The sequence below is a fragment of the Propionivibrio sp. genome, from assembly GCF_016790145.1.
Classification (GTDB): domain Bacteria; phylum Pseudomonadota; class Gammaproteobacteria; order Burkholderiales; family Rhodocyclaceae; genus Propionivibrio.
The window spans coordinates 1-5,247 of sequence record NZ_JAEUOI010000165.1 but is presented as its reverse complement, the minus strand read 5'-3'; the positions used below and the strand labels follow the sequence as shown (position 1 = coordinate 5,247).

Sequence of the window (5,247 nt, the reverse complement as noted above, 5' to 3'; positions counted from 1 at the left end):
CAGCGCCGGTTCGTGAAGGCCAAGCGCCGAGAGAACCACGGCCACGTTAAAAAAACTTTCAACATTCTCGGTATCCATTTGCAAAGCGACGTTACAGGCCAACAACGCCGCTTGCGGACGATTGAGGGCAAGACGCAGCGCTGAGACGGCATGCCATACATCTATTCTGCCCGGCATTTCAGAAGCCGCACATTCGAATGCAGCCAACGCCGCTTCCAGATCCCCAGCCTGATGCAGCCTGATGCCCATTTCCACGAGTTCATTACCCTTAAGAGGGCTGGCATTGGCAATATGCCGTGACAGCTTGGCCCGCTCGAAAACGAGTGAGGGTTTGCTTGTTAGAATGTGGGTTAAATCCATGGGAGCGAATCATGAGTCAGCCTATTCACATTGTCACGCGATTTGATGGGTCCGGTGGCACTGAGAATCACGCGTCTGCACTGTTTCAGCTCCTGGCCGGAAAGCGCGCGGTAACTCTTTGGGCCGACCGGCCGGGCGGGGCCGCAAGCAGATACGCCGCAACGCCCATTATCAGCTACTCTGGGCAGCGGCCAGAAGGTGGGACGCTGATCATTCTCGGTACCCATCTCGAATCAGGAATATGGCTCGAATACGCTCGCGTGCGCAGGCTCGTGGTGATCTGCAACATGTTTTCTCTGGAGAGGATTTTTTCCCTGCTCGCGCTTCTCGACCGACCTTCACTACCGGTTGCCGAATTGGTATTTGTCTCGCAGGCTTTAAAAAATGCAGTCGGTCTGCCTGGAATCGTCTGTCCGCCACTGATCGATCTTGATCGTTTTCATCCCTCGCGACGAATGCCGGCCTCGGCATTTCGGATTGGTCGCCATTCGCGAGACGATCCGGCGAAGCATCACCCGGAAGACGTTTCGCTTTATCGCATGCTGGCGTGGCGTGGCCATCATGTACGAATCATGGGGGGAGAATGTTTGCGTCCTTTTATCGCCGACACACCCGTGATCGACCTGCTGAAACTCGACCAAGAGGATGCCGCCGATTTTGTCGCCAATCTGGACTGTTTTTTTTATCGTACAGCCCCTGGAAAACCCGAAGCCTTGGGAAGAGCGGTTATGGAAGCACTCGCCTCGGGAACCCCGGTCGTTGCATCGCCAGCAGGTGGTTATGCGGAATGGATCGAATCAGGGATCAATGGTTTTATCGTGCACAATCAGGAAGAAGCATTCGAGCGCATCGTCGAGATTGCCGGAAACCCGGAAAAGGCCAGGCGCCTTTCCGAAAACGCACGTGCCAGTGCGCAAGGAATCTGTGGTGCGGCCAGCTTGGCGAACTACCTTGACTGGCTTTACGCTTAATCCATGGCAAGCCTGTCAGCGCTTGAATGCACCCACTCCGAACACAGACCCACCCAATGACGCGCCGCTGTCGATCTTGTACGCGATTCCCGCATGAGAAGCATTGGCACCCGTAAAGAAGCCGTTGACCGCAGCAGACGCCGAAGCACTCCCCCCCGTATTGAAGGAAAACGTCTGCGGCATTGATGCGCTCGCCCAGGATGTCCCGCCAACGATCGAGAAGGTCTGCCCACCGATCGGTACCGTCAGGTTCAAGCTGACAGTCGAATTAGACACCCCCCCCCCGAAATTGGCAGTTAGCGTACCGCTCGGCGCTTGACCAACCGTACCATCCTGTGCCGTGGGGAAGGTGAACCCGATCAGGTTATACGTTGCAGTGATGCCGCCAAGCGCCGCGAGATCGGCCGTTGGCGTCGGAATGCCAGTTACATAATGAAAGTCGATCAGCGAACCTGAAGTGGTAGTGCCGCTGGCCCAGCGCCCCCAGCCGATCACGCCATCGGAAGAGAAAGCGCCGGCAATCACGCTCGCAGAATATGTATTAGATCCATCGGTAAATGAAGTCAGGGCGTTCGCCGCGTTAAATGTGGCATTCACCGGCGATACAACATCCGTATCCGGCCCCCCGGAGACTTTACCGGCAAAAGCCACGGCGTAGTTAGGACCCGAAATAAGAGGCGGAGGTAGAGTCGGAGGTGGGGTCGGAGGCAGAGTCGGGGGCGGTGGAGGTGGCGGAGAGGGTTCAGGACGCTGATCCGAGCTTGAAAATACGGGCTGAAGGTCTTGCGGAATTGACGCGGGCGGCAAGCGTGGGCGCGAGCTGTAACGGCGTGGCTGGCCACTGCCTTGAACCAGGCCTGACTCGCCACTGGCCAGCAAAATACAGCCAGCATCGTTGCACACCTCGACCAGTCCCTCCCCGGTAGCCACATTCAACTCGTCTCCTGAGGTGTTCAAACCTGCGGAATATTCCGTGCCGCGAATGCCGATCGTTGCCACACTGGTTGTCACCTTGTAGTTATCGCGACTGGATCGCCCGACCAGGCCGGTGATGGTACGCAGCCCGCCCTTGAGCAAACTGAAGAAGCCCTTGTCAGACTCGTCCGCTTTCCCTGAAAACTGATAGTTGTCGATGCGAAATTCGGTCTGCGGCTGCAATGAGACCAACGCGCCATCGGAGAAGCGTACTTGCGCGCGACCGCCATCGCCGGTGCGGATGGTATCGCCGTTACCGATCTCGGCCCCTTTGCTCAGTGGCCGCTGCACGCCAACGGCATTGACCGCCATTACGCTGCCTGCGGCAAAATCGACATTGGCCGCCCCCGCCGCGTAGGAAATGACCGGAAATGCGGCGGCCAGAGCCATCAGCAGTGCCGGGTTGCGCAAACGAAAAATCTGTTGTGCTGACATGGCAATCTCCTTTGTGCTCAGAAGTCGCGGCGAACGGTTACTGCCGCTGCTGCACGGTTATATTGGTAAATATCAATGTTTGAATCGTTGAAAGTCCAGATCAGCTTCGGTGATACGGTCCAGAACCGGGCCGGCGTATACCTGGCGCCAATCAATAAGGAATACTCGGTATCCTTGCGCGTGGTCAGGAATACGGGATCGACCGAATCATAAGGGCGATACTCGATCGCACCGCCGGCAAAAAGCACGGTTCGGGCGTTAAAGTTCATCTGTCCGCCGGCACGCACGCCAAATCCATTGAACCCGAGCCACGACGCACCGCCATCGTGCGCATTCTGGTTCACCCAATAGGCCGAGGCAAAAGCCAGCTCACCGCTGCGGAAGGCATGGGCCATTGCGCCGCCGGCCACCCAGCGATTGGCATTTTGTTCGGACTGCGTCGGGTAACGCAAGTCGGAATACTGAACATAAGCGCTGAGCTGATTGCTGGCATCCGAGTTGAATTGCCACTGTCCCGACACGCCTGACGCCGTGCGATAGCGGTCACTGGCCAGGTCGTACTGGTTGAACTGCGCGTTAAACGAGAAAACGTTCCTGTCCTGCGTCACCACCACACCGGCGTAGGCATCGCCGATCAGGCTGTCAAACTCGCTCGCCCCGAAATTGTTGCGCAGCACACCCGACACACCGCCGACCAGGGCGACCTCGCTGTTGATCGGTGATCGCACGCTAACTCCGCCGCCCACGGTAGCAAACCAGGCCTCGGTCGCCACGCTGCTATCGGCCAGAGTGAACGGCAAACCACCAAACACCGGGATGGCAACCGAACCCTTGCTGGTGGCCGCGTTGACGTTGGTGTCGTAACCCAGCGAGCCTTCCAGATAGCCGCGTAGCGTGGTGCGGGTCACCGCATCGAGCCGGTCAACCGCATCCATGAAACGATCAATGTTTGCCGACACTTCGGGCGGCACACCCTGCTTCTGTACCGTTTCAAATTCCTGCCTGGCGTTTGCCGTTTCACCGAGGGCCAGATAGGCGCGAGCGATTTCGGCACGGGCCCGGGCGTTGTTGGGCTCTACCGCCAATACACGCTCCAGCGCGAACACGGCGCGCGTGTTCTGCCCGGACTCAAGCGCAGCGATGCCCAACAGCAGATCGAAGCTGGCGTCACCGGCGCGAGCACCCTCAACGGGGTCAAGCAATTGAAACGCATCGCCGGCCTTGCCCTGATTGAGCAGCGTTTGCGCCCGGTCGGTCAGTTCGTCGGCCGAAGCCATCCGGCACAGTAGCGACAGTAGCAGCAGTGCCATGATTTTCCGGATTGTATTTTTTGCCATGTTTGTTCCTCCCAGCATTTGAATTCTCAAGGGACTCCACGAGAGGGCCCGGTTTGTGGCGTATAAGCGGGTCCCTGCAGCGGTGATCCAGTTGTCGGTACCTGAGGCGGTACCTGAGGCGGTACCTGAGGCGGCCCCTGTACGGGTGGTGTCACCGCCGGTAATGATTCACCAGGTTTCGGCGGCGGCAAATCGGGCATGACCGACATGCCTTCGCTGGCTGGCCCCTTGCGCTGCGGCTTGCTGTCGCGGTCGGCAACAACAAAGGTTTCACCCGGCCTGACCAGAGCACACCCGGCAGTGCTGCACACCTCGACCAGCCCCCCGAAGGTGCTCAATGACAAGCCCGACTCAGTCAGGTGTGCCGAGTAATCGGTGCCGCGAATGCCGATGGTTGCCACCGCCGCGTCAACCTTGTATTGCTCCCGTTGCTGTTTACCAATAAGACCGGTGAGCGTACGGAAGCCCCCCTTGAGCAGCGAGAAAAAGCCTCGATCACCGGTACTCGCCTTGCCGTTCTGTTCGACAAAACGATACTCATCCACCCTGAAGCGTGTTGCGGGTTGCAAGGACATGCTGGCGCCATCAAGAAAACGCAACTGCACCCGGCCATCGACTGTTTCAACCGTTTCACCGGCAAAAAGCTCACCACCGCGTACAGCCGCTCGCGCCTGCCCGTCTGTGCCGACAATCTGTGCGTTCCCGCTGACAAATACCGCAGAAGCGGCACCCTGGGCAAGACAGGCACCAGCGATCAGGGACAGCGTAACGAATAACGCAACTTTCATGGCCTTGGATACTAACCCAATCAGGTCTGAAAATCTAACTCTTAGCCCATCTCGTTATACACAAATATCACAATGACTCGTCCCGTAATGCCTGCAGTGTGGTTGCGGCATCCCTGACACGCTGCAAACCGAGCAAGATAGTTTTGACACCGGGCTCGCCATCGCCCTTACGCGCGAGAAAGCCGCCGAGGGTAGCGATCAAACGGAGGACTTCGTTGATACGAGGAGGACGTTTTGGCTGTTTCTTTTTCATCAGCAAGAACGCGCCCCGGATTTCATCGGGATCGAAGAACAGTGCAGCGTCCAGATTGGGGCAAGTTCGACCCGTTCGCATCAAATGGGCGATGCGCCAAGCCACCACCATGAACAGCGCCAGAGCCC

Annotated in this window: 6 protein-coding genes; 1 reads left to right on the top strand and 5 read right to left on the bottom strand. The window is 58.1% G+C overall.

Going from position 1 to position 5,247, the window contains the following annotated elements; translation table 11 throughout:
* Nucleotides 1-360: hypothetical protein (locus JNM42_RS13605; RefSeq protein ID WP_294270950.1), on the bottom strand; the 360-nt coding region annotated here is incomplete at its 3' end.
* An 11-nt stretch (nucleotides 361-371) separates the two neighbouring features.
* Between JNM42_RS13605 and JNM42_RS13600 the strand changes: the two genes are divergently transcribed.
* A complete protein-coding gene (locus JNM42_RS13600) occupies nucleotides 372-1,331 on the top strand; it encodes a glycosyltransferase (RefSeq protein ID WP_294270948.1) in 960 nt (319 codons plus the stop codon).
* Nucleotides 1,332-1,346: 15 nt separating this feature from the next.
* On the opposite strand, the gene JNM42_RS13595 is transcribed toward JNM42_RS13600, so the two are convergent.
* The 4 genes from JNM42_RS13595 to JNM42_RS13580 all read right to left on the bottom strand — a co-directional run.
* Nucleotides 1,347-2,741 carry a FecR family protein gene (locus JNM42_RS13595; RefSeq protein ID WP_294270944.1) on the bottom strand — a complete coding sequence of 465 codons (1,395 nt, stop codon included), beginning with the start codon at nucleotides 2,739-2,741 and terminating at the stop codon, nucleotides 1,347-1,349.
* A gap of 17 nt (nucleotides 2,742-2,758) precedes the next feature.
* Nucleotides 2,759-4,078 (bottom strand): tetratricopeptide repeat protein, encoded by a 1,320-nt coding sequence (locus JNM42_RS13590; RefSeq protein WP_294270936.1) that lies wholly within the window; start codon nucleotides 4,076-4,078, stop codon nucleotides 2,759-2,761.
* A 26-nt stretch (nucleotides 4,079-4,104) separates the two neighbouring features.
* Nucleotides 4,105-4,866: a FecR domain-containing protein gene (locus JNM42_RS13585; protein WP_294270933.1), complete on the bottom strand. Its 762-nt coding sequence runs from the start codon at nucleotides 4,864-4,866 to the stop codon at nucleotides 4,105-4,107.
* A gap of 67 nt (nucleotides 4,867-4,933) precedes the next feature.
* Nucleotides 4,934-5,247, bottom strand: a 314-nt coding sequence (locus JNM42_RS13580; protein ID WP_294270930.1) for an IS4 family transposase, incomplete at its 5' end; no start/stop codon positions are given.

Excerpts from the sequence above, each read along its gene's own strand:
- JNM42_RS13600 (WP_294270948.1), top strand. The coding sequence starts at position 372 with ATGAGTCAGCCTATTCACATTGTCACGCGATTTGATGGGTCCGGTGGC.
- JNM42_RS13595 (WP_294270944.1), bottom strand. The coding sequence starts at position 2,741 with ATGTCAGCACAACAGATTTTTCGTTTGCGCAACCCGGCACTGCTGATG.
- JNM42_RS13590 (WP_294270936.1), bottom strand. The coding sequence starts at position 4,078 with ATGGCAAAAAATACAATCCGGAAAATCATGGCACTGCTGCTACTGTCG.
- JNM42_RS13585 (WP_294270933.1), bottom strand. The coding sequence starts at position 4,866 with ATGAAAGTTGCGTTATTCGTTACGCTGTCCCTGATCGCTGGTGCCTGT.